This is a genomic window from Rhodoferax potami (assembly GCF_032193765.1).
GTDB lineage: Bacteria > Pseudomonadota > Gammaproteobacteria > Burkholderiales > Burkholderiaceae_C > Allorhodoferax > Allorhodoferax potami.
Window position 1 is genome coordinate 3,573,652 of record NZ_JAVBIJ010000001.1, and the last position, 23,881, is coordinate 3,597,532.

At 59.6% G+C, this 23,881-nt stretch carries 15 protein-coding genes and 1 pseudogene; 9 read left to right on the forward strand and 7 right to left on the reverse strand.

The window, feature by feature from the left end; genetic code table 11:
* Positions 1-11: 11 nt before the first annotated feature.
* Positions 12-2,717, reverse strand: coding sequence for a bifunctional [glutamate--ammonia ligase]-adenylyl-L-tyrosine phosphorylase/[glutamate--ammonia-ligase] adenylyltransferase (gene glnE, locus RAE21_RS17275; protein ID WP_313882423.1), 2,706 nt, complete (start codon positions 2,715-2,717; stop codon positions 12-14).
* Between the two features lie 26 nt (positions 2,718-2,743).
* Here glnE and RAE21_RS17280 point away from each other — a divergent pair, with 26 nt between their 5' ends.
* Together RAE21_RS17280 and RAE21_RS17285 are read left to right on the forward strand one after the other, a co-directional pair.
* The gene (locus RAE21_RS17280) at positions 2,744-6,796 is read left to right on the forward strand and encodes a YhdP family protein (protein ID WP_313882424.1); all 4,053 of its coding nucleotides are present in this window, start codon (positions 2,744-2,746) and stop codon (positions 6,794-6,796) included.
* 31 nt (positions 6,797-6,827) lie between these two features.
* Complete coding sequence (locus RAE21_RS17285) at positions 6,828-7,646, forward strand: carbon-nitrogen hydrolase family protein (protein ID WP_313882425.1); 819 nt, start codon at positions 6,828-6,830, stop codon at positions 7,644-7,646.
* A gap of 42 nt (positions 7,647-7,688) precedes the next feature.
* Here the strand turns inward: RAE21_RS17285 and RAE21_RS17290 are convergent, their stop codons facing one another.
* Positions 7,689-7,820: a hypothetical protein gene (locus tag RAE21_RS17290; protein ID WP_313874812.1), complete on the reverse strand. Its 132-nt coding sequence runs from the start codon at positions 7,818-7,820 to the stop codon at positions 7,689-7,691.
* On the opposite strand from RAE21_RS17290, the gene mltA reads away from it, so the two are divergent.
* Together mltA and RAE21_RS17300 are read left to right on the forward strand one after the other, a co-directional pair.
* Positions 7,819-8,961, forward strand: a complete 1,143-nt coding sequence (gene mltA / locus RAE21_RS17295) for a murein transglycosylase A (protein WP_313882426.1) — start codon at positions 7,819-7,821, stop codon at positions 8,959-8,961. The two genes, RAE21_RS17290 and mltA, sit on opposite strands and share 2 nt — an antisense overlap.
* Before the next feature lie 61 nt (positions 8,962-9,022).
* Positions 9,023-9,973, forward strand: coding sequence for a chemotaxis protein (locus tag RAE21_RS17300; RefSeq protein WP_313874814.1), 951 nt, complete (start codon positions 9,023-9,025; stop codon positions 9,971-9,973).
* A gap of 42 nt (positions 9,974-10,015) precedes the next feature.
* Here RAE21_RS17300 and RAE21_RS17305 read toward each other — a convergent pair whose 3' ends face one another.
* Positions 10,016-10,663, reverse strand: a complete 648-nt coding sequence (locus RAE21_RS17305; RefSeq protein WP_313882427.1) for a hypothetical protein — start codon at positions 10,661-10,663, stop codon at positions 10,016-10,018.
* On the reverse strand, positions 10,660-11,169 hold the full coding sequence (locus RAE21_RS17310; protein ID WP_087497345.1) for an Lrp/AsnC family transcriptional regulator: 510 nt from the start codon (positions 11,167-11,169) through the stop codon (positions 10,660-10,662). Before RAE21_RS17310 ends, RAE21_RS17305 begins: the two co-directional genes overlap by 4 nt.
* A gap of 118 nt (positions 11,170-11,287) precedes the next feature.
* Here RAE21_RS17310 and RAE21_RS17315 point away from each other — a divergent pair.
* The 5 genes and pseudogenes from RAE21_RS17315 to RAE21_RS17335 all read left to right on the forward strand — a co-directional run bounded on the left by RAE21_RS17315 (position 11,288) and on the right by RAE21_RS17335 (position 20,847).
* Positions 11,288-14,918 (forward strand): annotated as a pseudogene (locus RAE21_RS17315) (indolepyruvate ferredoxin oxidoreductase family protein).
* Between the two features lie 139 nt (positions 14,919-15,057).
* On the forward strand, positions 15,058-15,387 hold the full coding sequence (gene yajC, locus RAE21_RS17320; protein WP_313874818.1) for a preprotein translocase subunit YajC: 330 nt from the start codon (positions 15,058-15,060) through the stop codon (positions 15,385-15,387).
* Positions 15,388-15,420: 33 nt separating this feature from the next.
* The gene (gene secD, locus RAE21_RS17325) at positions 15,421-17,301 is read left to right on the forward strand and encodes a protein translocase subunit SecD (RefSeq protein WP_313882428.1); all 1,881 of its coding nucleotides are present in this window, start codon (positions 15,421-15,423) and stop codon (positions 17,299-17,301) included.
* 9 nt (positions 17,302-17,310) lie between these two features.
* Entirely contained in the window at positions 17,311-18,264 is a 954-nt protein-coding gene (gene secF, locus RAE21_RS17330; protein WP_313882429.1) for a protein translocase subunit SecF, read from the forward strand.
* An 18-nt stretch (positions 18,265-18,282) separates the two neighbouring features.
* On the forward strand, positions 18,283-20,847 hold the full coding sequence (locus RAE21_RS17335; protein WP_313882430.1) for a DUF1631 family protein: 2,565 nt from the start codon (positions 18,283-18,285) through the stop codon (positions 20,845-20,847).
* Positions 20,848-20,863: 16 nt separating this feature from the next.
* On the opposite strand, the gene RAE21_RS17340 is transcribed toward RAE21_RS17335, so the two are convergent.
* The 3 genes from RAE21_RS17340 to RAE21_RS17350 all read right to left on the reverse strand — a co-directional run bounded on the left by RAE21_RS17340 (position 20,864) and on the right by RAE21_RS17350 (position 23,858).
* Positions 20,864-21,361 (reverse strand): Smg family protein, encoded by a 498-nt coding sequence (locus RAE21_RS17340; RefSeq protein WP_313882431.1) that lies wholly within the window; start codon positions 21,359-21,361, stop codon positions 20,864-20,866.
* A gap of 89 nt (positions 21,362-21,450) precedes the next feature.
* Entirely contained in the window at positions 21,451-22,620 is a 1,170-nt protein-coding gene (gene dprA / locus RAE21_RS17345; RefSeq protein ID WP_313882432.1) for a DNA-processing protein DprA, read from the reverse strand.
* Positions 22,621-22,640: 20 nt separating this feature from the next.
* Positions 22,641-23,858, reverse strand: a complete 1,218-nt coding sequence (locus RAE21_RS17350; RefSeq protein ID WP_313882433.1) for a LysM peptidoglycan-binding domain-containing protein — start codon at positions 23,856-23,858, stop codon at positions 22,641-22,643.
* Positions 23,859-23,881: the final 23 nt, after the last annotated feature.

A 23,881-nucleotide genomic window follows, 5' to 3' on the forward strand; every position in this document is an offset into this window, starting at 1 on the left:
GCCAACGCGCATCAAGTCCCGAACACGTGTCCCCACAGGGCAAGGCCCGCAGCCTGTTCAGCCGGTAGCGCTGTGCTCACGATCGTGGTCGGGCTTTCGTTGAGTCGTGCGGTGTGCTGGATGTGTCGCAGTTCCCGGTAGCTTTGCGCCGCATCGGAGCCTATCGAGCCGGGCAGTAGCCCCGCGGCTTGCGCGCGCTGCAACAGCGCAATGTTTCCGACGTTATCCAGCAGCGAGGCATGAATGCTTCCATAGCTAAGCACCAAAAACTGGACCGCGAATTCGATATCCACCATGCCGCCGGGGCTGTGTTTGACGTCGAAAAAGTCAGGCTGCACCGTGTGCGCTTGTCGCACACGGTCACGCATGTGGTGTATTTCAGCCCGCAGTGAGGGCACATCCCGTGGGCTGCAGATCACGGCATGGCGCACGGATTCAAAGCGTTGTGCCAAAGCGGCGCTACCGAATACGCAGCGGGCCCGGGTGATGGCCTGGTGTTCCCAAGTCCACGCCGTGTTGCTGCCGCGCTGTTGCTGGTAGTTGGAGTACGCCTCAAAACTGGTGACCAAGAGGCCGGAGTTGCCATTCGGTCGCAGGGCCGTGTCGATTTCATACAAGTCGCCCTCACCGGTCTTGACGGTCAACCAATTGATGAGCTTGCGCACCAGTGCCGAGTACACCTCGGCGGCCCGTTCGTCAGCATCGTCGTACACGAACACGATATCGAGGTCGCTGCCGTAACCCAGTTCTTTCCCGCCTAGCTTTCCGTAGGCAATGATGCCGAACTGTGGAATCTCTGCGTGTCGATTTTTCAACCGCATCCAGCACCATCGCGTCGTCACCGAGAGAACGGATTGCGCCAGCGCGCTCAAGTCATCCGCGACTTGCTCGACCGTCAGGCGACCTTCGATATCGCGAGTCAGCGTACGGAAAACCTCCGCGTGGTGAGCCCGGCGCAAAAGGTTGAGCAGGCTTTCATCATCATCTTCGCCACTGACCTGGAGTGCAGATCTGCGGCGCTCCAAGTCCGCTTCGAAGAGCGGGGCGTCGAATCGATCGTCCAGTGTCCGGCTATCTGCCAGTTCGTCGATCACCCCGGGATGTTTGAGTAAATAACGCGCCGGCCAACGGGCCGCGCCTAACATGCGAAGCAAGCGTTCATGCACCTGCGGGCGCTCCAGGAGCATGGCGAGATAGCTTTCTCTGCGCAGCAAAGGCTCTATCCAGTCTGCGAGCCTGACGGCCGCGTCTTCTGTGGTCCGGCCCTCTGCTATCCATTGACCGGTACGCACAATCAGTCGCATCAGCCGGTGCCGCGATTCATCCTTGAGCGCTTGCACCCGGGGGTGGCTTTGCCAATCCTTGATCCGGGCCTGGAAGCTGCCTTCCAACCCAGGCAGCACGGACTCCAGGTCCATCAAGCTGGCATTGGGCTTGCCTGTGCAGCCTTTACAAGAGGGCTCGCTGCCCCCTAGCAAGGAGTCGAACTCTTGGGCCACTACCTCGCGGTGCCGGTCCAGCTCCTGCAAAAGTTCGCCGCTGTCACGGAGGTCCAGCGTCGATGCGATCCAGCACAAATCCTCTTCGTTGGTGGGCAGCACATGGGTTTGTTGGTCGTCAAGGTATTGGATGCGGTGCTCCACCTTGCGCAAGAAGAGGTAGGCCTCGGTCAGGGCCGTAGCGCTGTCTTGGGGCATCAAGCCTGCGCGCACCAGTCGGCTGAGTGCACTGGTCGTGGGCCTGGTGCGCAGGTCTGGGAATTGGCCACCCCGCACCACTTGCAATAGCTGGACCGTGAACTCAATCTCCCGGATGCCGCCACGTGACAATTTGACGTCGTTGCTTCTCTCGGGCCGGCCCGCGCTGCGCTTGGCGGCATGGTCGCGGATTTGCCGGTGCAATACACGCAGGGCATCGAACACGTTGTAGTCCAGGTAGCGCCGGAACACGAACGGAACCACCACGGCGCGCAGTTGCAATGCGAATCCACTGCCCACCGCTGCCGCAGGCGCCACCACACGACTCTTGAGCCAAGCGAACCGCTCCCACTCGCGGCCCTGCACGTGCAAATACTCTTCGAGTGCGCTCAGCGACACCGCTGCGGGCCCTGAGTTGCCATTCGGTCGAAGCGCGAGATCTACCCGGAACACAAAGCCGTGGTCTGTGCTGTCTCCGATGAGTGCGTAGATCCCGCGCACCATCTTGGCAAAAAACTCCTGGTTAGAGATCCGGCCGCGACCCACGCTGTCGCCGGTGGTCTCGCCATCCTGGTCATAGACATAAATGAGATCAATGTCGCTTGAAACATTGAGTTCGCGGGCGCCCAACTTGCCCATGCCCACTACCAATAACTGCGCAGCGGTGCCGGAGGTGGATAGGGGCGTGCCGTACTGGGCTGTCAAAGCCGTGTAGCTGAGTGCAAAGGCGCGATCCAGCGAAAACTCGGCCAGGGCCGTCATCGACGCGGTCACGTCTTCTACCGTTGACCGCTCTTCGCAGTCCAAAGTGGCCAATCTCTCCAGTATCAGCTGCCGTGTGATCCGCAGCACATGGCCTGGCTCATGGCCTGCAGACTCCAGGGATGAAGCGAGAGATGCGATAGCCGCTTTGCCCGGAAGGCCGGGGGGCAACAAAGCGGATTCTGTGGCGTACCGGCGTCTGACACGTTGGACAAAACGGGCGTGTGCCACGGTGGCCTGGTTTTCAAGGCGGGTCATAATTCCTGAATAGTCCCCATAGCACGATGAACGATTTAATCTCCGCTCCCTCACTCCGCTTTCGGGTGTTCGCAGGCCTGGCAAAGTGGGCGCTGCGGGTGCTGGCTATGGGCTGGCTGGCTATCGGATTGCTTTGGTGCGGATTGCATTTTCTCATTGTGCCGCGAATCGCAGAACTTCGCCCATGGGTAGAAACGCAGGCCACGCAAGCCCTAGGGTTGCCCGTGCGCATCGGGGATATGCAGGCCCGCTCCAACGGCGTGATCCCGTCTGTTGAGTTACTGCGGGTCAGTGTGTTGGATCAAGAAGGGCGTGAGGCGCTCGTGCTGCCCAGTGTGCTAGCAGCACTGTCGCCTCGCTCACTGCTGGTCGGTGGGTTGGAGCAGTTGCACATCGACAGCCCATCGTTAGACATCCGGCGCTCCGCCGACGGAAGCTGGTGGATTGCCGGGCTGCCGGTAAGTGGCTCGAACAACACAGACGGGCGCGTGGCCGACTGGTTGTTCTCCCAGCCTGAAATTGCCTTGCTTCGTGGTCGGGTCACCTGGACGGACGAGACCCGCCCGGTGGAGTCTGTGGTGTTTGACGATGTTGACTTGGTAATTCGCAACAGTTTGCGTGGCCATGCATTGCGCCTCGATGCGACGCCGCCCGCATCCTGGGGGCAACGCCTGAGTGCGCGGGGCATATTCAAGCAACCCTTGCTGTCACGCCACGAGGGCCAATGGCAGGACTGGGACGGCGAGGCATTTGTCGACTTGCCCCAAGTGCATTTGGCAGAGTTGGGTCGCTACGTGGATTTGGGGGTGGCACTGACACGCGGAGAGGGCGCGATGCGGGCGTGGGTCGATGTCGTGGCCGGTACGCCTACAGGTGCCGTGGCCGACGTCAGCCTCCAGCAAGTGCAATTGACCACGCGCCAAGGTTTGGAGCCGCTCGAATTGAACGCGGTGTCGGGCCGGTTGGGTGCGAAAACGCTGGCCGGTGGCAATCAGTTCAGCACAGAGGCACTCCAGTTCGTTACCCAGGACGGCTTGCATTGGCCTGGAGGCAATGTGCAACTGCAACTGTTTGCGCAAACCCCGAGCCAAAAAGAGCGGGGTACTCTGAGTGCAGATCGCCTAGATCTCGCCGCGTTGACCCAAATCGCTGCGCGCTTACCGCTTGATGCTAGTGTTCACGACAGCTTGCTCCGCTTGAGCCCCAAGGGCGTGATGGAGACTCTTAACGCCAGTTGGAGTGGCCCGACCACCGGCCCGACTGAGTACGCTGTCAAAGGGCGGGTCAGCCAGCTGGGTGTGCCTGCATGCCGTTGCGGCACCGAGAGCCGCCCCGGTTTTGAGGGGCTGAATGCCACCTTCGAGTTAGACCAGTCCGGCGGCAAGGCGACCTTGGCGATGCAGCGCGGCACTGCGGATATGGTGGACTTGCTGGCAGAGCCGCTGATGACATTTGACCAACTCGCCGGTGACCTACAGTGGAAGCTCAACGGCAAGCGCCTGCAGCTGAGCGGCAGCGGCGTGCGCTTTTCCAATGCGGATGCCGCTGGCGAGTTGAAGTTCACTTGGAGCAGCCCGGAGGTGGGAGCTGTGACTGCGCTAAACCCGGGCATTCTGGATTTGCAGGGCAGCGTGAGCCGGGCTGACGCAGCCCGCTTGCCCCGCTATTTGCCCCTGGCGATGGAGCGTGATGGGCGCGACTATTTGCAAGCGGCCCTGCTGGGTGGTGCGCTGACCAGCGGAACTTTTAAGGTGAAAGGGGACTTGGCCCGCTTCCCGTTTCGCACCGCCAACCAGGGCGAGTTCAAAATTGCGGCGGCTTTTCAAAATGGCAGCTTTGCATTCGCGCCAGCGGTGGTCATGCCCAAAGACAGTTTGCCCTGGCCTGCTTTGAACCAGCTGCAGGGCGACATGGTGTTGGACAAAGATCAGCTCCAAGTCAAACTCACCCGCGGCACTCTGGGGAGCGGTGGTGTGCAGTTTTCAAAGGCGGATGTCCAGGTCAGCCGCTTGTTTGATGCATCTACCGTAGCGGTGACAGCCGAGGCCAAAGGGCCGGTCATGGATGTGGTGAGCGCTGTAAATAGCTCTCCGCTGACCGAAGCTTTGGACAAAGCACTGGCGCAGACTTCTGCCACGGGGGTGGCGGATTACAAATTCAAACTAGGCTTTCCCTTGGCGGACACCAACAAAATGGCGGTGCAAGGCACCGTGGTGTTGCCGGGCAATGACCTGCAGATTCGCCCCGATACCCCCAAACTCTCCCGCCTTCGGGGCACCATCAACTTCAACCAATCGGGCTTCAGTTTGAGCGGTGCGCAAGCCCGCGCTCTGGGAGGGGATGTGCGTATTGAAGGGGGCTTGTCGGTGGCCCCGGTGTCTGGCAGCGCGGGTGCCGCCAAGCCTGTGGCGTCGCAGTTGCGCTTCAGTGGCACCGCCACTTCTGAAGGCTTGCGTCAGGCTAAGGAACTAGGCCCCGCCGCACGAGCAGCCCAGTTCGCCAGCGGTAGCGCCAGTTACATCGCGACCCTGGGTTTTCGCTCGGGAGTGCCGGAGCTGCAAATCAACTCCAATCTGGTCGGCATGGCATTGAACTTGCCAGCACCCTTGACCAAAACCGCCGAGGCAGCGTTACCGGTGCGGTTCGACTCGGCGGTGCTGCGCCCGGCAGGGCCGGCGGTGGCCACACGCCTGAAAGACCGTTTGCAACTGGACGTCGGGCGGCTGGCTTCGGTCATTTTTGTGCGCGATATTTCAGGCCCGGAGCCCCATGTGCAAAGTGGAGCGATTGCCGTCGGTCTGGGCCCTGATGAGGCGGCTCCGTTGCCCGATGCCGGTGTCGTCGCTAACCTCAACATCCCGCGGTTGGATGTGGATGCGTGGACCGCAGTTGCGGACAAGCTCGGTACCGATGGAGTGGCTGACACTGCAAAAAGCCCCTCGCCGGGTGCGATGTCCGCCTCCGAGTACCTGCCCAATGTGCTGGTGCTCCGCTCCAAGGAGCTGCTGGCCTCCGGACGCCAACTCAACAACGTTGTGGTGGGGGGCGGGCGCGAAGGTCCTTTGTGGCGCGCCAACGTGGACGCGACGGAGCTGTCCGGCTATGTCGAATACCGCCAGCCTTCTGGTAGCAATGCCGGGCGCTTGTACGCGCGCTTGGCCCGGCTCTCTATTGCCCAGAGTGGTGCGCAAGATGTGGAGTCGCTTTTGGACGAGCAGCCTGCCGCGATTCCAGCGCTGGATATCGAGGTTGAAGACTTTGTGCTGCGTGGCAAAAAATTGGGCCGGATCGATGTCGAGGCGGTGAACCTGGGGAGTGCGGGTGCCCGTGAATGGCGTCTCAACCGTTTCAATATCCGTACCCCCGAAGCCGAGCTGACAGCCAGTGGCAACTGGGCTGCTATCAATGCGTCTGCCGCATCACCGGGGAGCAGTGTGCGGGATCGTCGCCGCACGGTCCTGAACTTCAAGCTCGATATCCGCGACTCGGGCGAACTGCTCAGCCGTTTGGGCATGCCCGGGGTGGTGCGCAAGGGCGAAGGCAAAGTAGAGGGCCAAGTTGCGTGGGCCGGCTCCCCGATCACGGTGGATTACCCCAGCATGAGCGGCAAATTCAATGTGAACGTGGAAACAGGCCAGTTTCTCAAAGCCGAACCCGGTATTGCCAAACTGCTGGGCGTGCTGAGCTTGCAAAGCCTGCCGCGCCGGCTGATGCTCGATTTCCGCGATGTGTTCAGCGAAGGCTTTGCCTTTGATTATTTCCGGGGCGACATTGCGATCGAGCAAGGGGTCGCCAAGACCAATAATTTACAGATGAAAGGCGTCAATGCCGCAGTCCTGATGGATGGCCAGGCCGACATCAGCAAAGAAACGCAGAACCTGCGGGTGGTGGTGGTGCCAGAAATCAATGCGGGTAGCGCCTCCCTGATCGCGTCAGCTATCAATCCGGTGGTCGGCTTGAGCACCTTTCTGGCCCAGCTGCTATTGCGTGGCCCATTGGTGAATGCGGCTACCCAAGAGTTTGTGGTGGACGGCACTTGGCTGGACCCCAAAGTAACCCAGGTGCCGCGCAAGCCCTGACGCACTGATACGTTTGATACGGAGTTGATCTATGAAAGTCGCAGCCATCCAGATGGTGTCTACCGGCCATGTGCAGGACAACTTGCAGATCGCCCAAGCCTTGCTGACAGAGGCCGCACTCCAAGGGGCCGAGCTCGCCGTGTTGCCCGAGTATTTTTGTTTGATCGGGCTGCGTGATTCCGACAAGCTGGCGATTCAAGAGCCCTTCGGGAGCGGCCCCATCCAGGACTTTGTGGCCGGGGTAGCACGCTCGCTGGGGATCTGGATCGTGGCCGGTACCTTGCCCTTGACGGCCAGCCAGCCCGACCATGTGTTCAATAGTTCGCTGGCCTTCAATCCGCAGGGGGAGTGCGTTGCCCGGTACGACAAGATCCACCTGTTTCGCTTCAATAACGGTGCCGAGAGTTACGACGAATCCCGGGTGCTCGAGCGGGGCAGCACGCCCACCGTCTTCAGCCTTCCGTCTCGGGATGGGCACATCTGGTCGGTGGGCATGAGCGTCTGCTACGACATGCGCTTTGCCGAGCTCTACCGGGAATACGCCGCACGCGGTGTCGATTTGCTCTTGGCCCCGAGTGCTTTTACCCACACCACGGGAGAGGCACATTGGGAGGTGCTCTTGCGTGCCCGGGCGATTGAAAACTTGTCGTTCGTGGCTGCGGCCGCTCAAGGGGGCGTGCATCCGAGCGGGCGGCGCACCTGGGGGCAAAGTCTGCTGATCGATCCGTGGGGCAAAGTGCTCGCTGAGCAAGCCGAAGGCCCGGGCGTGGTGCTGGCGGAACTGGACTATCGTCAGCTCCAGCATTGCCGCGCCCAGTTGCCGGCGCTCCAGCACCGGATTTTGGGATGATTGCTATTAAATTAGTAGCAATTTGCGCAATCAGTGTCTGGGCTAGTCCTCTTTTTTGTCATTATTCTCTTCGGGCGGCAGTTCCCCGTTCTTGCGCCCGTGAAACATGGTCCACCAGATGATGCCTATGAATATCAGGCCAGCGCCTAGCGCTTCGAGGAGTAGCAAAGTCATGCGTCGTTGTTTGGGGTGGTCTGTATCGGCCCTGATTGTAGGAATTCTGGCCGCGTGCGGTAGCGCGCCGCCAGTGGTGCGCGCACCGGTCGAGCCAGTACGCACCGTGGTACCGGCAGCGCCTGGCCCCGCGCCTGCAGTCGGCCCGGTAGTGACCCAATCGCGCAGCCGTTGGGTGCCGGTTCCGTGGGACAGCCTTCCCGGTTGGGGTGCTGACAACCTGTTTGAGGCGTGGAACGCGTGGTTAAAGAGCTGCGAGAGGCCTCAGCCGCCCATGTCTGCCTTGTGTGCAGAAGTGCGCCGTTTGAGTATTGGAAGTCCCCAAGAGCAAATGGAGTGGATGCAAGCCCGCCTCCAGCCGCACCGTGTGGAGACATTGCAAGGTGAGCCCACAGGGTTGTTGACCGGCTATTACGAGCCGATATTGGATGCCAGTCGGCAACAGGCACCCGGCTTTTCAGTGCCGCTGTACCAGCTGCCCGCCGGAATGACGCCCCGCAAACCGTGGTTCACCCGCCAGGAAATGGAGACCTTGCCGGAAGCGCAGGCAGCCCTGCGTGGCAAGGCGATCGCGTACCTGGCGGATCCGGTGGATGCGTTGGTGCTCCAGATTCAGGGTTCCGGGCGGGTACGGATTACCCAGCCTGACGGCAGCGTGCGCTGGGTTCGCCTGGCCTACGCGGGTACCAACGAGCAGCCCTACCGCAGTGTCGGCCGTTGGCTCTTGGATCAAGGCTTGATCAAAGACGCCTCATGGCCCGGCATCAAAGCCTGGCTGGCGCAAAACCCGCAGCGCCAGCAGGAGCTGCTGTGGTCGAACCCGCGGGTGGTTTTTTTCAAGGAAGAGCCACTCGGTGAGTTGGATGCTGCCTTCGGGCCCAAAGGCGCCCAAGGCGTTGCCTTGACGCCCGGGCGCTCCATCGCCGTAGACCCCGGCAGCATCCCTTATGGCGCGCCGGTCTGGTTGACTTCAACGGGAAATCAAACAAATTTGCAAAAATTGGTACTTGCACAAGATACCGGGAGCGCGATTGTCGGTGCGGTACGTGCCGACTACTTTGCCGGCTGGGGGCCGGACGCGGCAGAGCTAGCTGGTCGTATGCGACAACCATTGCAAATGTGGATTTTGTGGCCCAAATAGCGTAGAAACCGTTAGTATGGATACATTCAATCTGTGAGATTCGGAAATTAAGGACGGACTTATGAGCAAAGAGATGCGCGACATTGATGAGCGGACCAATCTGGCCGCCAACAGCATGTTCGAACTGCTGCTGTTCCGATTGGGCGAGGCCCCCGGCACCCAGCGCCGCGAATTGTTCGGCATCAATGTGTTCAAGGTTCGAGAAATCCTGGTGATGCCCGAAATCACCGCCATGGTGAATTCACCGCCCGCCGTGATGGGCGTCGCCAACATCCGGGGCCAAATGATCACCGTGATCAACTTGCCGCAGGTGGTGGGCTGTACCCCGACCAAGGGGCTGGGTATTCTGCTGGTGACCGAGTTCGCCCGCACGACACAAGCCTTTGCGGTCGAAGAGGTCAACGAAATCGTGCGCCTGGAGTGGAAGCAAGTGCTGTCTGCCGAAAACACCGGCGGCGGCTTGGTGACCAGTATTGCGCGCTTGGATGGCAATGCCGAAAACACCCGCTTGGCCCAAGTGCTGGATGTCGAGCAGATCCTCCGTGATGTGATGCCCCAAGAAGTCAAGGAAGAGGTGCCAAGCACCGCGCCCAAGCTGCGCTTGGAGCCGGGTCAGATCATTCTGGCGGCTGACGATTCTGCCGTGGCACGCATGATGATCGAGAAGGGCCTCAAAGGCATGGATGTCCCTTACATCATGACCAAAACCGGCAAGGAAGCGTGGGAGAAACTGCAATCGCTCAACGCCCAAGCCACGGATGAAGGCAAGTCCATCAAAGACAAAGTGGCCTTGGTGTTGACCGATCTCGAAATGCCCGAAATGGACGGTTTCACTTTGACCCGCAACATCAAGCAAGATGGCCGGTTCAGCAGCCTTCCGGTGATCATTCACTCCTCGCTAACCGGCGCCACCAACGAGAGCCATGTGAAGAGCGTGGGGGCGGATGCCTACATTGCCAAGTTCGTGGAAGAAGAACTGGCCGCCACCATCCGCGAAGTGCTGCACCGCTAAGGGCAGCGCCACCCGGCGGCCTGAGGTGGCCGCCGCGGGCTATCAGCGCAAGCTCACCCTGAGCTGAACCTCCGTTCGGGTCACGCCACTCTGGATCTGCGCGCCACGCAGGCTCTGTTGGTTGTTCTGCAGGTTTTGCTCGGTCTCTGCCACTGTCATCCACTCGCCCAAAGGGAGCAGCATGCTGTTGCCGGTGCTGGACTGTGCCGGTGGGGCATTCACTGCCCCGGCTTGGGGAAACAGGGGGCGCAGAGCTTGCTGGGTATTGAGTTCGACCTCGACCACATCGCCACTCTCCCAGCGCGGCAGCGCGCTAAAGCCCGTTCCCGCCTCGATCAGCACGGTCCCTTGGGTGGTCACGATTTGCCCGTTGCGCACAAAGCTTTGCAGCAAGCGCAATGGCGTTTGCGTTTGCACCGCGATGCGTGCAGGCCGGCCATTCAGAATGAGGATTTGTTGCACCGCCGTGCCGCTGCTCCGGCCTTGCGCCAGGCCGCCTGTGACCCTGCCGCCTTGTACGTCTAAGCCCGCCTGCTGGCCATCTTCGGATTGCACCTGCCGCACTCCGATGAGCAGATTGCGCAAGGGCAAGGGGGTTGCGTTTGCTCCTGAATTGATAGCTGCTTGCGCATGCGCAACGGGCGCCAGGTGCCAAAACAATGCTAAAGCCAGCCAATCTCTGCGGTTCATGGGCGTCCTTTCATGGTGGCGCCTGTGGGCGGCGCTTGTAATTGGCTCAAGGGCAGCGCACTACTGGCCTTGACCTCGCCCAGCGAGAAGCTGGTGTGCAGGTCTTTCACGTTGGGCAGGTTGATCAGCACCTCGCGTGCAAACTGGCTGAAACTGTTCAGGTCGCGGCTGACCACCTGCAGCTCAAAAGTACCGGTGCCGCTGATGTAGTGGCAGCTGATGACCTCCGGGATCCGCCGAATCGCCTCTTCAAGTTCGTGCAGCACATCGCCGCTGTTCCGGTTGGCGTCCAGGCGCACAAAGGCCAGCACCCCCAACCCGATTTTTTGGCGGTTGATTTCTGCCCGGTAGCCGGTGATGAAGCCGCTGTCCTCCAGCGCCTTCACCCGCCGCCAGCACGGCGCCGCACTAAGGCCCACGCGGGTGGCGAGTTCGGCGTTGCTGAGGCGCCCATCGTTTTGCAGCTCGCTCAGGATGGCCAGGTCATAACGGTCAAGTGTTTCCATAAAACGCATTATGGAGAAAGAATCGTTCTTTGAGAGGTGGTTTTCAGGCAAAGAACGCAAACACCTATCTGAGTTGCGGGCATACACTTTGCCGAACAAAAACACGGAGACAAGCACCATGAATGCACCCCTCAACCGGGACCTGCCCGCGCACATCCGCACGGCGCTGGATTCGGTCACCCTCGAACGACAAATACGCCCTGGACCACGGCCGCGCTTTCATGAGCGGTGTGCAGGCGCTGGTCAAGCTGCCCATGCTGCAGCGCGTGCGCGACCAGCGTGCGGGCAAGAACACGGCCGGCTTTATCAGCGGTTACCGTGGCTCGCCCTTGGGCACTTATGACCAGTCGCTGGTCAAGGCAGAAAAGTACCTGGAGGCCCACCACATCAAGTTCCAGCCGGGGGTGAATGAGGAGCTGGCGGCCACCGCCCTGTGGGGTACCCAGCAACTGGGCTTTGCACCACCCGGCACTAACAAATACGACGGCGTGTTCGGCATCTGGTACGGCAAGGGCCCCGGCGTGGACCGCTGCTCTGACGTGTTCAAGCACGCCAACATGGCCGGTACCACGCCCTGGGGCGGTGTGATCGCCGTGGCGGGGGATGACCACATCTCCAAAAGCTCTACCGCCGCCCACCAGAGCGACCATATCTTCAAGGCTTGCGGGTTCCCGGTGTTCTTCCCGGCCAATGTGCAGGAGATTCTGGACCTCGGTCTGCACGCCTTTGCCATGAGCCGTTTTTCCGGCGTGTGGGCCGGCATGAAGACGATCCAGGAAATTGTGGAGTCCAGCGCCACCGTCACCATCGACCCCGAGCGCGTCCTCACCCGCATGCCGGCCGACTTTGAGTTGCCACCCGGCGGCCTGCATATCCGCTGGCCCGACCATGCGCTGGACCAGGAAGCCCGCCTGTTTGACTACAAGTGGTATGCCGCGCTGGCCTACATCCGCGCCAACCGACTGAACCACAACGTGATTGAAGGGCCGCATGACCGCTTCGGCATCATTTCCAGTGGCAAGGCGTACAACGACACCCGCCAGGCGTTGTTGGACCTGGGGTTGGACGATGACACCTGCCGCCGCATCGGCATCCGCCTGCACAAGGTGGGCGTGGTGTGGCCGCTGGAGGCGCAACTGACCCGCGAATTCGCCACCGGCTTGCAGGAGATTCTGGTGGTGGAAGAAAAGCGCCAGGTCATCGAATATCAGCTCAAGGAAGAGCTGTACAACTGGCGCGCGGACGTGCGCCCCACAGTGTTGGGCAAATTCAACGAGGTGGAAACGCCAGATCACTATGGCGCCGGTGGCGAGTGGTCCATGCCCAACCCGAGCGCCAACACCTTGTTGCGTGCGAATGCAGATTTGTCGCCGGCGATCATCGCCCGCGCGATTGCCCAGCGCATCAAAAAGCTGGGGCTGGATGCCGACACCAGCGCCCGCATCGATGCCCAGATGGCGATTCTGGAAGCCAAAGAGCGGGCTATGCACGTCATTGACTTGGGTAACTCCGGTGCAGCGGCTGCGGTTCGCCAGCCCTGGTTCTGCTCAGGCTGTCCGCACAACACCAGCACACGGGTGCCCGATGGTTCGCGCGCCATGGCCGGCATCGGCTGCCATTTCATGACCATCTGGATGGACCGCAGCACCGATGGTTTTACCCAGATGGGCGGCGAGGGCGTGCCATGGGTCGGGCAGCAGCCGTTCACCAACGACAAACACATCTTCGCCAACCTGGGCGATGGCACTTACTTCCACAGCGGCTTGCTGGCGATTCGCCAGAGCATTGCGGCCGGCGTCAACATCACCTACAAAATCCTCTACAACGATGCGGTGGCCATGACTGGCGGCCAGCAAGTGGGTGAGCGGCCGGAAGGGCACTCGGTGGTACAGATAGCCCAGAGCATGCGTGCGGAAGGCGCTATCAAAATCATAGTGGTGACGGACGAACCTGAAAAATACGACGATGTGGATGGACTGCCCGAAGGTATTGCCATCGAGCACCGCGACGAGCTGGACCGCATCCAGCGCGAGTTCCGCGACATCAAAGGCACTACCGTCATCATTTACGACCAGACTTGCGCGACCGAAAAGCGCCGCCGCCGCAAGCGCGGCACCATGGTGGACCCCGCCAAGCGCGTGGTCATCAACGAGTTGGTGTGCGAAGGCTGTGGCGATTGCGGCGTGCAAAGCAACTGCATGAGCGTGGAGCCGCTGGAAACACCTTTCGGACGTAAGCGCCAAATCAACCAGAGTACCTGCAACAAAGACATTTCTTGCGTCAAAGGCTTTTGCCCCAGCTTTGTAACGGTGGAAGGCGGCAGCCTGAAGAAACCAGTCAAGCTGCAAACTGATGCCAGCGGCTGGCCGGCGCTGCCGGACCCGCAGCTCCCCGACCTCGCAAGGGTACAAGGCGGCGTGTGGGGCACCATCGTGGCCGGCGTGGGCGGTACGGGCGTGATCACCATCGGACAGCTGCTAGGCGTAGCAGCCCACCTAGAGGGCAAAGGTATCGTCACCCAGGACGCCGGTGGTTTGGCACAAAAGGGCGGCGCGACTTGGAGCCATGTGTTGATCGGCGCATCCCAAGACGCGATCCGCACGACCCGTGTGGGCACCGCGTCTGCAGATTTGGTGCTGGGCTGTGATCCGGTCGTGGTGGCTGGCAAAGAAACGCTGATCCGCATGCGTCCCGGTCGCACCCATGTGGCCCTCAACGCCAACACGGTGCCGACCGCCGGCTTTGTGCGCAACGCCGACTGGGCCAACCCCGGCGACCAGTGCGTCGCCGACATCACCCGCACGGTGGGTGAGGCGCATGTGGGCTTGTTCGATGCGGATGCCGCCTCTACCAAATTGTTGGGAGACAGCATTTACACCAACCCCATGATGCTGGGCTACGCGTGGCAAAAGGGCTGGATTCCCTTGGGGCTGGCATCGCTGATGCGCGCCATCGAGCTCAATGCAGTGGCGGTGGGCAACAACAAGGCGGCATTCGAGTGGGGACGCCGTGCTGCGGTGGATTGGCCTGCTGTGCAGCGGGCCATGTCGCCAGGACAGGTACTGGCATTTGTTCCCCGCAGCAAAGAAACGTTGGATGAACTTATCCAGCGGCGCAGCGAGTTTTTAACGGCTTACCAAAATGCAGCGTACGCGGGCCGTTATGTCGACTTTGTTACCCGGGTGCGCACAGCAGAGTCTGGCATCGAGGGGGGCAAGCTGGCATTGACGGAAGCGGTTGCGCGCTACTTGTTCAAGCTGATGGCCTACAAAGACGAGTACGAGGTCGCCCGTCTGCACACCGATACCGCATTTCACCGCAAGATCAGCGGGATGTTTGAGGGAGATTTCAAGCTCGCCTACCACTTGGCACCCCCGATCTGGTCGCGTAAAAACGAGCAGGGCGAGGCCTTGAAGTCTCGGTTTGGCGCCTGGATGGGCTGGGGCTTCCGTCTTCTGGCACCCATGAAAGTGCTCCGGGGTACCGCACTGGACGTCTTCGGATACACCGAGGAACGCCGTGAGGAGCGGGCGCTGATTGGCGAATACCGCTCAGCCATTGAAGGAATGTTGCCTGCTTTGAGCGCGTCCAACCGTGATGCCGCGCTGGCGTTCGCCCGTGTGCCCGAGCACATCCGCGGCTATGGCCATGTCAAGGCCCGTCACTTGAAGGCTGCTCGGACCCAGTGGGTCGATTTGTTGGCCCGCTACCACGCAAGCCCCGCTACCCAACAGGCCCGAGCCGCCTAAGGCCTTGCCCGCCCATCATGGGCGGGCCTTTTCCCCCGCTTACAATGACTGGTTGACTGGTTATCAGCCGGTCGGTTCGCGTGCGGCTGTGCCGCGGGTGGAAAACTATTTGTTCTGATCCCTTTTGTGGAGTTTGCCTGTGTTCATTTCTTCTGCTTTTGCTCAAACTGCTCCTGCTGCCGCTGGCGGTGACATGCAATCCTCTTTGATGAGCATGCTGCCTTTGGTGCTGATGTTTGTGGTGCTGTACTTCGTGATGATCCGCCCCCAAATGAAGAAGCAGAAAGAGCACCGCGCCATGATCGACGCCTTGGCCAAGGGTGATGAAGTGGTAACTGCTGGTGGCGTACTGGGCAAGGTCAGCAAGATGGGTGACAGCTATGTCGGCCTGGAAGTGGCCAGCGGCGTGGAAATCCAAGTGCAGCGTAGCGCGGTAGTGCAAGTGTTGCCCAAAGGCTCCATCAAGTAAGCGGCCGTTTTTAACTGTTAGCGAAGCGCGATCATGAACCGTTATCCGGTGTGGAAGTACGCGATCATTCTGGTCGCGCTGGTGGTCAGTGGCTTGTATGCCCTGCCCAATCTGTTTGGCGAAGCACCGGCAGTGCAGGTTTCAACGGCCAAGTCGTCGGTGAAGGTCGATGCAGCCACACTGGCCAAGGTAGAGCAGGCGCTGAAGAGCGCCGGCTTGACGCCCGATGCAGTGGCCTTGGATGGTGCGTCCATCAAGGCGCGCTTCTCCGACACGGACACGCAGCTCAAGGCCAAAGATGCGGTTCAGAAAGCGATCAACCCTGAAAGTGCGGATCCTTCCTACATCGTTGCGCTCAATTTGCTGTCGCGTTCGCCTGCCTGGCTGACGTCCTTGCGCGCATCGCCGATGTACTTGGGATTGGATTTGCGCGGTGGTGTGCACTTCATGTTGCAGGTCGACATGCAGGCAGCGCTCACCAAACGGGCAGAGTCGCTGTCCGGCGACATTCGCACCATCTTGCGTGAAAAGAACGTGCGCCACAGCGGTATTGCCCGCAACGGCCAAGCCATCGAGATCCGGTTCCGGGACGCGGCTACCGCTCAGGCAGCCCAGCGCATCATTCAGGACCAGTTCACCGATCTGGATGCTGTGTCTGCCGCTGATGGGCAGGACGTCAAACTGGTCGCCACGATCAAACAGGTCTCCGGAAAAACCATCCAAGACCAAGCGCTCAAGCAAAACATAACCACCTTGCACAACCGGATCAATGAGCTGGGTGTTGCAGAACCAGTGATTCAGCAGCAAGGCCTGGACCGTATCGTGGTGCAGTTGCCTGGCGTGCAGGACACAGCGAAGGCCAAAGACATCCTCGGACGCACTGCAACACTGGAAGTGCGCCTGGTCGATGAAGGCTCCGAAGCCCGTGCGGCGGAAACCGGAACCGGCCCTGTTCCCTTCGGCTCTGAGCGTTACCTGGATCGCGAAGGCATCCCGGTCATCGTAAAGAAGCAAGTGATTCTGACGGGCGAGAACCTGACAGACGCGCAACCCGGATTTGATGGCCAGACCCAAGAGCCCACCGTGAATTTGTCGCTGGATGCCAAGGGCGCCCGAATCTTCCGTGATGTGACCCGCGAGAACATCAACAAGCGCATGGCGATTTTGTTGTTTGAAAAAGGCAAAGGCGAAGTCGTGACCGCACCGGTGATTCGCGCCGAAATCGGTGGCGGGCGTGTTCAGATTTCCGGCCGGATGACCACCGTGGAAGCGGCAGACACTGCGCTGCTGTTGCGTGCCGGATCTTTGGCGGCTCCGATGGAGATCATCGAGGAGCGCACGATCGGGCCGAGCTTGGGTGCCGAGAATATTGCCAAGGGTTTCCTGAGCGTGACCTGGGGCTTTGTGGCGGTTGCCATTTTCATGTGCGCTTATTACATGCTGTTCGGCGTGATTTCCAGCCTAGCGCTGGCCTTCAACCTTTTGTTGTTGGTGGCGGTGCTCTCCATGCTGCAAGCGACTTTGACATTGCCAGGCATGGCCGCGATGGCGCTGGTTCTGGGTATGGCGATTGATGCTAACGTGTTGATCAATGAACGCGTTCGGGAAGAGTTACGCAATGGCGCATCTCCCCAAGCCGCGATTCACGCCGGTTATGACCGCGCATGGGCGACCATCATCGACTCGAACGTAACCACCCTGATCGCAGGCTTGGCATTGTTAGCATTCGGTTCCGGCCCCGTGCGAGGTTTCGCGGTTGTGCACTGTTTGGGTATTTTGACCAGCATGTTCTCCGGCGTGTTCTTCTCGCGTGGTTTGGTTAATTTGTGGTACGGTCGTCAGAAGAAGCTGAAAACGGTTTCTATTGGGACCGTGTGGCGTCCGGACAGCGGCACCGAAGTCACTACCCCTTAAGGAAAAGTCATGGAATTTTTTAAAATCCGCCGTGACATTCCGTTCATGCGGAATGCTTTGGTTTTCAATGTAATTTCGTTCGTCACTTTTTTGGCGGCCGTATTTTTTCTGTTCTCCCGCGGTCTGCACCTGTCGGTAGAGTTCACCGGCGGAACGTTGATGGAGGTGAGCTACTCCCAGCCTGCCAACCTCGACGCTATTCGCACCACGGTGGCAAAGTTGGGAATCAATGATGTGCAGGTCCAAAACTTTGGCACTGCACAGGATGTGTTGATCCGGATGCCAGTTCAAAAAGGCAGTACTTCCGGGCAGCAAAGCGACATGGTGTTGACTGCGCTGAAGGCGTCTGATGCCACAGCAACCTTGCGCCGCACGGAGTTTGTGGGACCTCAGGTTGGCGATGAACTGGCCGCTGATGGTTTGAAAGCGCTTGCGTTCGTGGTGGTCGGCATCATGATTTACTTGGCTATCCGTTTTGAGTGGAAGTTTGCCGTCGCAGCCATCATCGCCAACTTGCATGATGTGATCATCATTCTCGGTTTCTTCGCCTTTTTCCAGTGGGAGTTCTCACTCCCGGTACTGGCAGCGGTTTTGGCTGTCTTGGGTTATTCGGTAAACGAGTCGGTTGTGATTTTTGACCGGATCCGTGAGAATTTCCGGCGCTACCGCAAGATGAACACGGAGCAAATCATTGACAATGCGATTACCTCCACAATCAGTCGAACCATAATCACCCATGGCTCGACCCAGTTGATGGTGTTGTCGATGTTGATTTTCGGCGGTGCCACGCTTCATTACTTTGCGATGGCGCTCACGATCGGCATCTTGTTTGGCATTTATTCGTCTGTGTTTGTGGCTGCTTCCATTTCCATGTGGTTAGGTATCCAGCGGGAAGATTTGGTAAAAGGCGGGCCCAAAAAGGATCTCGATCCAAACGACCCGAACGCAGGGGCGGCAGTTTAGTAAAAGGACTCTCCCAACATGGCTACCGGCCAGGCGCTTTCGCCTCGATTGCAACTCGCTCGCGCACTGCGGGAGCGGTTTTTCGCGGAATCTTGCAAAGCCTTGTTGGAAATCGGCGCAGCAGTTCAGGATCGGCTCACAGAGCTGGTCGACGAGCCTAGCAATGCCCGTGATTCGCAAACTCGTCGTGACATCTGGATGGCTTACAAGCAAAGCCGTCCCTTGTGGGTCGAGGGCACACAGAAGTCTTGGCGAGAATGCCTGTCTCCTTCTGAAGTAAAGAAGGCGACAGAAGTCCGTTCCGTGAACCTGGAGCTTGTGGGCACCGAGGTCGTCGAAAACAAAATCCTCGCGTCGCGGATGGTATTGTCCGTGAACGAAAAAGTCTTGCCGCAGCTTGAAGACTTGCGCGTGCGGATCAAATACCTTGAGGGCCTGGATGATCTGGACGGAAAAGACCTTTTCCGCCCGGAGGTGCTGGTCCTCTTGCTGGTGGAGCAATGGTCTGTTTCAGGAATGCCGGGTGACTCTTGGCCGATGGTGACAGAAGTTGTCCAGCGCTTATTGATTGAGCGACTGATTACTGCCTACAAAAATGCGAACGATGTTCTGATCAGCAAGGGCGTATTGCCTACGATCGAGTTGAAAGACCGGGTCAAATCACCTGTCAAAGGACCCAACCAACGCCCGCCCAATTCAGGCGCACCTGTATCTGGTGGTGCTGAGTTAAGCGGAGCAGGGTATGAAAATGGTGACCCCTACCAAGCAGGCTTTGGTGGTCCGCGCGGCTCTCAAGGCACGGGTGCACCTTCATTGGCTGGAGATAGGGCCTCTTATGGGGGGGGTTATGCCGGGGGAGCTGTTGCTTCGGGCTCTGAGGCGCGGGATGCCCGCCTTTTCAGTGGCCGTTTGGGTTGGGGCGGGGCTGCCGCCGATTCATCGAGCGCAGGTGCAGCGTTAGCTTCGGGTGCGCAAGGAGTAGGCACTTCGACACCTACGCCATTCTGGCGACAGTCCACGACCATCAGTGCATCGGGCAACGCATACGGCGCGACTGACGAGACGCGCATGCTGACAGCAACCACGCCGCTCGCGCGGGCGCGGAGTCGTGCACAAGGGGTCATCGGCCAAATTCGCAGACTGTTTGTGAGTCATGCGGGCGGCGATTATGGTGTCGCTGAGCACCAGCCACCATCACCCGCTTTGGCTGCTGCCATGGCCTATCGACCTGGCGTGGCGGGAGACTATGCGCCTGGCGGCACGCAATTTGAAGACTACAGCCCTGCAGGGGTTGCACGTGTCGCTGGTGATTTGCGTCAGAAAACCCAGGAGCTCAAAAAGAAAGCGGAAACCAAGGGGGAAAAAGCCACGATTGAAATCGTCGCCCTCATGTTTCAGGCAATTCTGGCTGAAGAGCGCATCCCCACGGGCATACGCGTTTGGTTTGCCCGACTGCAAATGCCTGTGTTGCGGGTCGCTTTGGAGGATGCGGATTTTTTCGGTACCGCTACGCATCCCGCCCGGATGTTGATTGACCGCATGGGTTCCTGTGTCATGGGTTTTGACGCGGTGGGCGTACATGGCAGCGCGATGGAAGCGGAGATCAAGCGGATCGTTCAGGTCATTGAGCAGTATCCTGAAACCGGCAAGAAGGTTTATCAGATCGTTTTTGACGAGTTCCAAAAATTCCTTGCCAAGTTTTTGACTGAAAAGGGCCCCGCCCAAAAGGTGGTGGGAGTCGCACAGCAGGTCGAGCAAAAAGAGACGCTTGCGATTCAATACACCATCGAAATGCGCAACATGTTGAAAGACATGCCTGTGCGGGACGAGATCCGTGAGTTTTTGTTCAAAGTCTGGTCAGAGGTTTTGGCCGTTGCGGCCGTTCGCAAAGGCCCACAGCATGCAGACACGCTGATTTTGAAAAAAACTGCGACGGATTTGGTGTGGGCGGCAAGCGCCAAGCCGGACCGCAACGACAGGGCTCGTGTCATCCAGGATTTGCCGAATCTTTTGCTACGCTTGCGCTCCGGCATGACCTTGTTGGCCATGGCTCCGTCTGAGCAAGAGGCGAATGTCAAGCGAATCAGCGATACCCTCGCCGACGCGTTCATGTCGAAAACCCAAGCGATCCCGCAGGCCCAAATTGATGCGATGGCGCAGCGCCTTGGTCATCTTGAGGACTTTGTTTCCGAGGATGGCATGGGCGATTTGCCGCTGGATGCCGAAAGCATCGAAATGATGCTTGGCATCGATGCTTCAGCGATTGAGGTGGTGGTGAATGGAGGCTCTAAACCCACCGCTGCCATGCTGACTTGGGCACATGAGCTGCAGATTGGTAGCTGGTACACCCTCGACCACAACCATCAGATCATCCAAGTTCAGTTCGCTTGGCGCAGCGACAAGAAGCACCTTAATTTGTTTGCTTCCACCGCCGGCAAGAGTTTCCTGATCCAAGGCGGACGATTGGCTGCCTACTTGCAGGCGGGACTTTTGTTGCCCCAGGAAGAGGAGGCGCTGACGGTCCGGGCCACCCGTGATGCGTTAGCGAAATTGGAAGCCAATCCGGAGCGATTACTCGCCTGATTTTTCAGTAGGCCGCTCAGTGAATCGTGCGTGTCTCGTGCGTTTCGCACAGCTCATCCAGTGCGAGGGCGTCCGGCTCCTGGCCGAAGCTCCAAAATACCATCAGGATGATGATCTTCAATTCATCCAGTGAGACGGGGCCCTCTTGCACCGCCATTGCGCGCTCCAACACGACTTCGCGGATATGGGCGGGTGTGATCCCCGCATGATCCAAAAAGTGAAGGTAGCCAATGCATTCGGACTTCAAATGGTTCTGCTCCCGTGGCGAGTAGATCCGCATGCTGCCGGCCGTCGGTAAATGAAAGCCCGCGGCAGGCAAGACAGTGGGAATCGCCGCCACTGCCGGTTTGGCAAAACGAGCGGCGTTGCCAAGACCCGTGAGCCAATCCAGTGCGTCAGCGATTTCTTCGGGGTCAAACCCCACACCGCTGAGTTTGCGTTGCAGATGCGCCGGTTCCGGGCAGCTGTCTTCCGCGTAAAAGTTTTCGTACACAAAGGCGAGGACTTCAAACATGGAAGCCAATATATCGCACAAAAAACCGACTTCCCAAGGCGGCCAGAACTGCCCCCTATTTCCTCGGATTGAACCGTTAGAAGTGTTTTTCAGGCCCGTCCGAGCTGCTGGAACTTGCCGCCCGGCAAGCGGGCAACCCGGCCGGCAAGCTCGAGACCCATCAGCAAAGCCTGCAAAGTGGGGGTGTCCATCCCGCTGCGTTGCTGCAGGCTATCGAGCGTGGTCGGCTCAAAGCCCAGGGCGTTGAGTAAACCCGTCTCCAGAGACGAAAGTCCATCCAAAGCAGCGTCGCTTTGCCCGCTATTGGAAGTCCCGGCAGATGAGGATAAATCGCGGCCACCGGAGGCGATGGGGAGTTCATCCAGAATGTCTTGCGCAAACTCGACCAATTTGGCACCTTGTTTGATCAGCGCATGACAACCCCGTGCTTGTGTGGAATGGATAGAGCCGGGAATCGCAAACACGTCTTTGCCCTGCTCCACGGCCAAGCGGGCCGTGATCAGGGAGCCTGACTTCAAGGCCGCCTCTACCACCAAGGTGGCTTTGCACAGGCCCGAGATGATGCGGTTGCGCTTGGGGAAGTTTGCCGAGAGCGGCGCAGACCCCAAGGGATACTCGCTGAGGAGAACCCCGTTTTCTGCAATACGGTGTGCAAGCTCAAAATGGGCTCTCGGGTAGACACGGTCTAACCCGGTCCCTACAACTGCCACGGTACCCCAGGCTGGACCTGCATAGCCTGCAAGCGCGCCCTCGTGGGCAGCGCCATCAATCCCCAAGGCAAGTCCGGAAACGACGGTGATGCCCGATTGCCCCAGTGACTCCGAAAACTGCCGCGCATTCTGCACGCCCTGTGGCGTTGGGTTCCTGCTACCCACCACGGCCACGCCAGTCCGGGCACAATCCTGAAAGCCTTCGACGAGCTTCTCGACACGCCCCAGCGCGTAGAGCATGAGCGGAGGATCCTCGGTGTCCAACAAGGCCTGCGGGTAGGCGCTATCGCCCAGTGTGATGATGCGCCGTTGACTCGGGGCTTGGCTCAGCCACTCTTCCGTGCGCAAGACAAGGGCATCTAAGCCTTCCGGTACGAGGCATAGTGAACCCGCTTGGCGGACCGTGACACAAGCACGCAGCTCTGACTCACTGGCCTCAAAAATTGCTTGTGGCAGACCGAAGTGTTGCAGGAGACTCCGCGCGGTGACATCACCCACGCCATCCGTGAGCCCCAAGCGCAGCCATGCGCGCAGTTCAATCGACTCCACAGTCCCTGCCTTGCCGTGGATCAGCGGGGGTTGATCAGGCGGTCGCCGATCCGAACGGAGTCACTGATCTCCAGAATCAGCGCATACGACACCCGTTCGTAAGAACTGAACACCATCAAAATGCCATTGCGTTCATCGGGCAACTTCATCAGAGGACGGGACGGGTCGGATCGATCCACCACCCGCGCTCCATCCTTTTGGATGGCCAACACATGGCCGGACTCAATGCCATCGCGTTTGCCCAAGCTGATCGCCACCACTTGATTCTGGGAGGCGTTCACAATCGACGTGCTTCCATAGACCGACACAATGCGGCCGTTGACGCGCGCTTCCGGGGCACGCGGCGTGTAGCTGGCGAACTGCTTGGGTGGTTCGGGAATCAGCCGATCACCCACCCGCATCTCTTCCTTGGCCGACACGATATCGATGGTGGCGGGCACTACTGCGCTCTGCACCTTCCCATCGGAGCCGTTGACCTCGGATGTGCTTTCACTCCGCGCAAGGACCGCCTTCCCGACGTACTGCGCCTCATACGCCAGCACCTCGCCGGTGCCGGGATCTTTAAGAGGCTTGGCATTGCGGAACACGCGGAACAGTTGTTCCTTGTTTTGGTTGTCCAGCAGGGGCGAATCGGTGCCGCGGGCGTAGGCCCGGTCGCCACGTCCCAGCAGCACCCGCTCTTCTTGCGTCGCCACAATGCGGGCAGCGCCTTCCAGACCTGCTTCATCTACGATCATCGGCTCTGCCAAAAACGCCTCAATCACACTGGTGCGAAGTGTGGGGAGCGCAAAGTCAGGCAAATTCTCGGAGCGGGTACGAGGGCTGAGCCGCACGGTGTCCGGTGCACCGTTCGCTGTGCCGACGGCATTGGCGAGCCTCAAGGTAGCAACGCCGTTGTTCCGCTCCAGCAGCAAAATTTGGCCCGGGTAGATGCGATGAGGGTTCTTGATGTCCTCAAGGTTCATGCCCCAGAGCTCAGGCCAGCGCCAAGGGCTCTTCAAGAAGAGGGTTGAGATGCCCCATAGCGTGTCGCCGCTCTTGATGGTGTAACGATCGGGCGCGTTGGCGGCCAATTCGCTCAAGGGCACACCCTTTTGCGCCACTGCAGCGGCGGTCTGGCGCTGTTCGCTGGTAATCGGGAAACTTTGCGCCCCTACGCTTGCGCTTGTCAGCGCCCCAGCCAGAGCAGCTACAGCGGCCAAGGCCAAGCGGGATTTCGCCATCAGGTGTGTCGTCATAGGGTGCAAATCAGGGTCTAAAC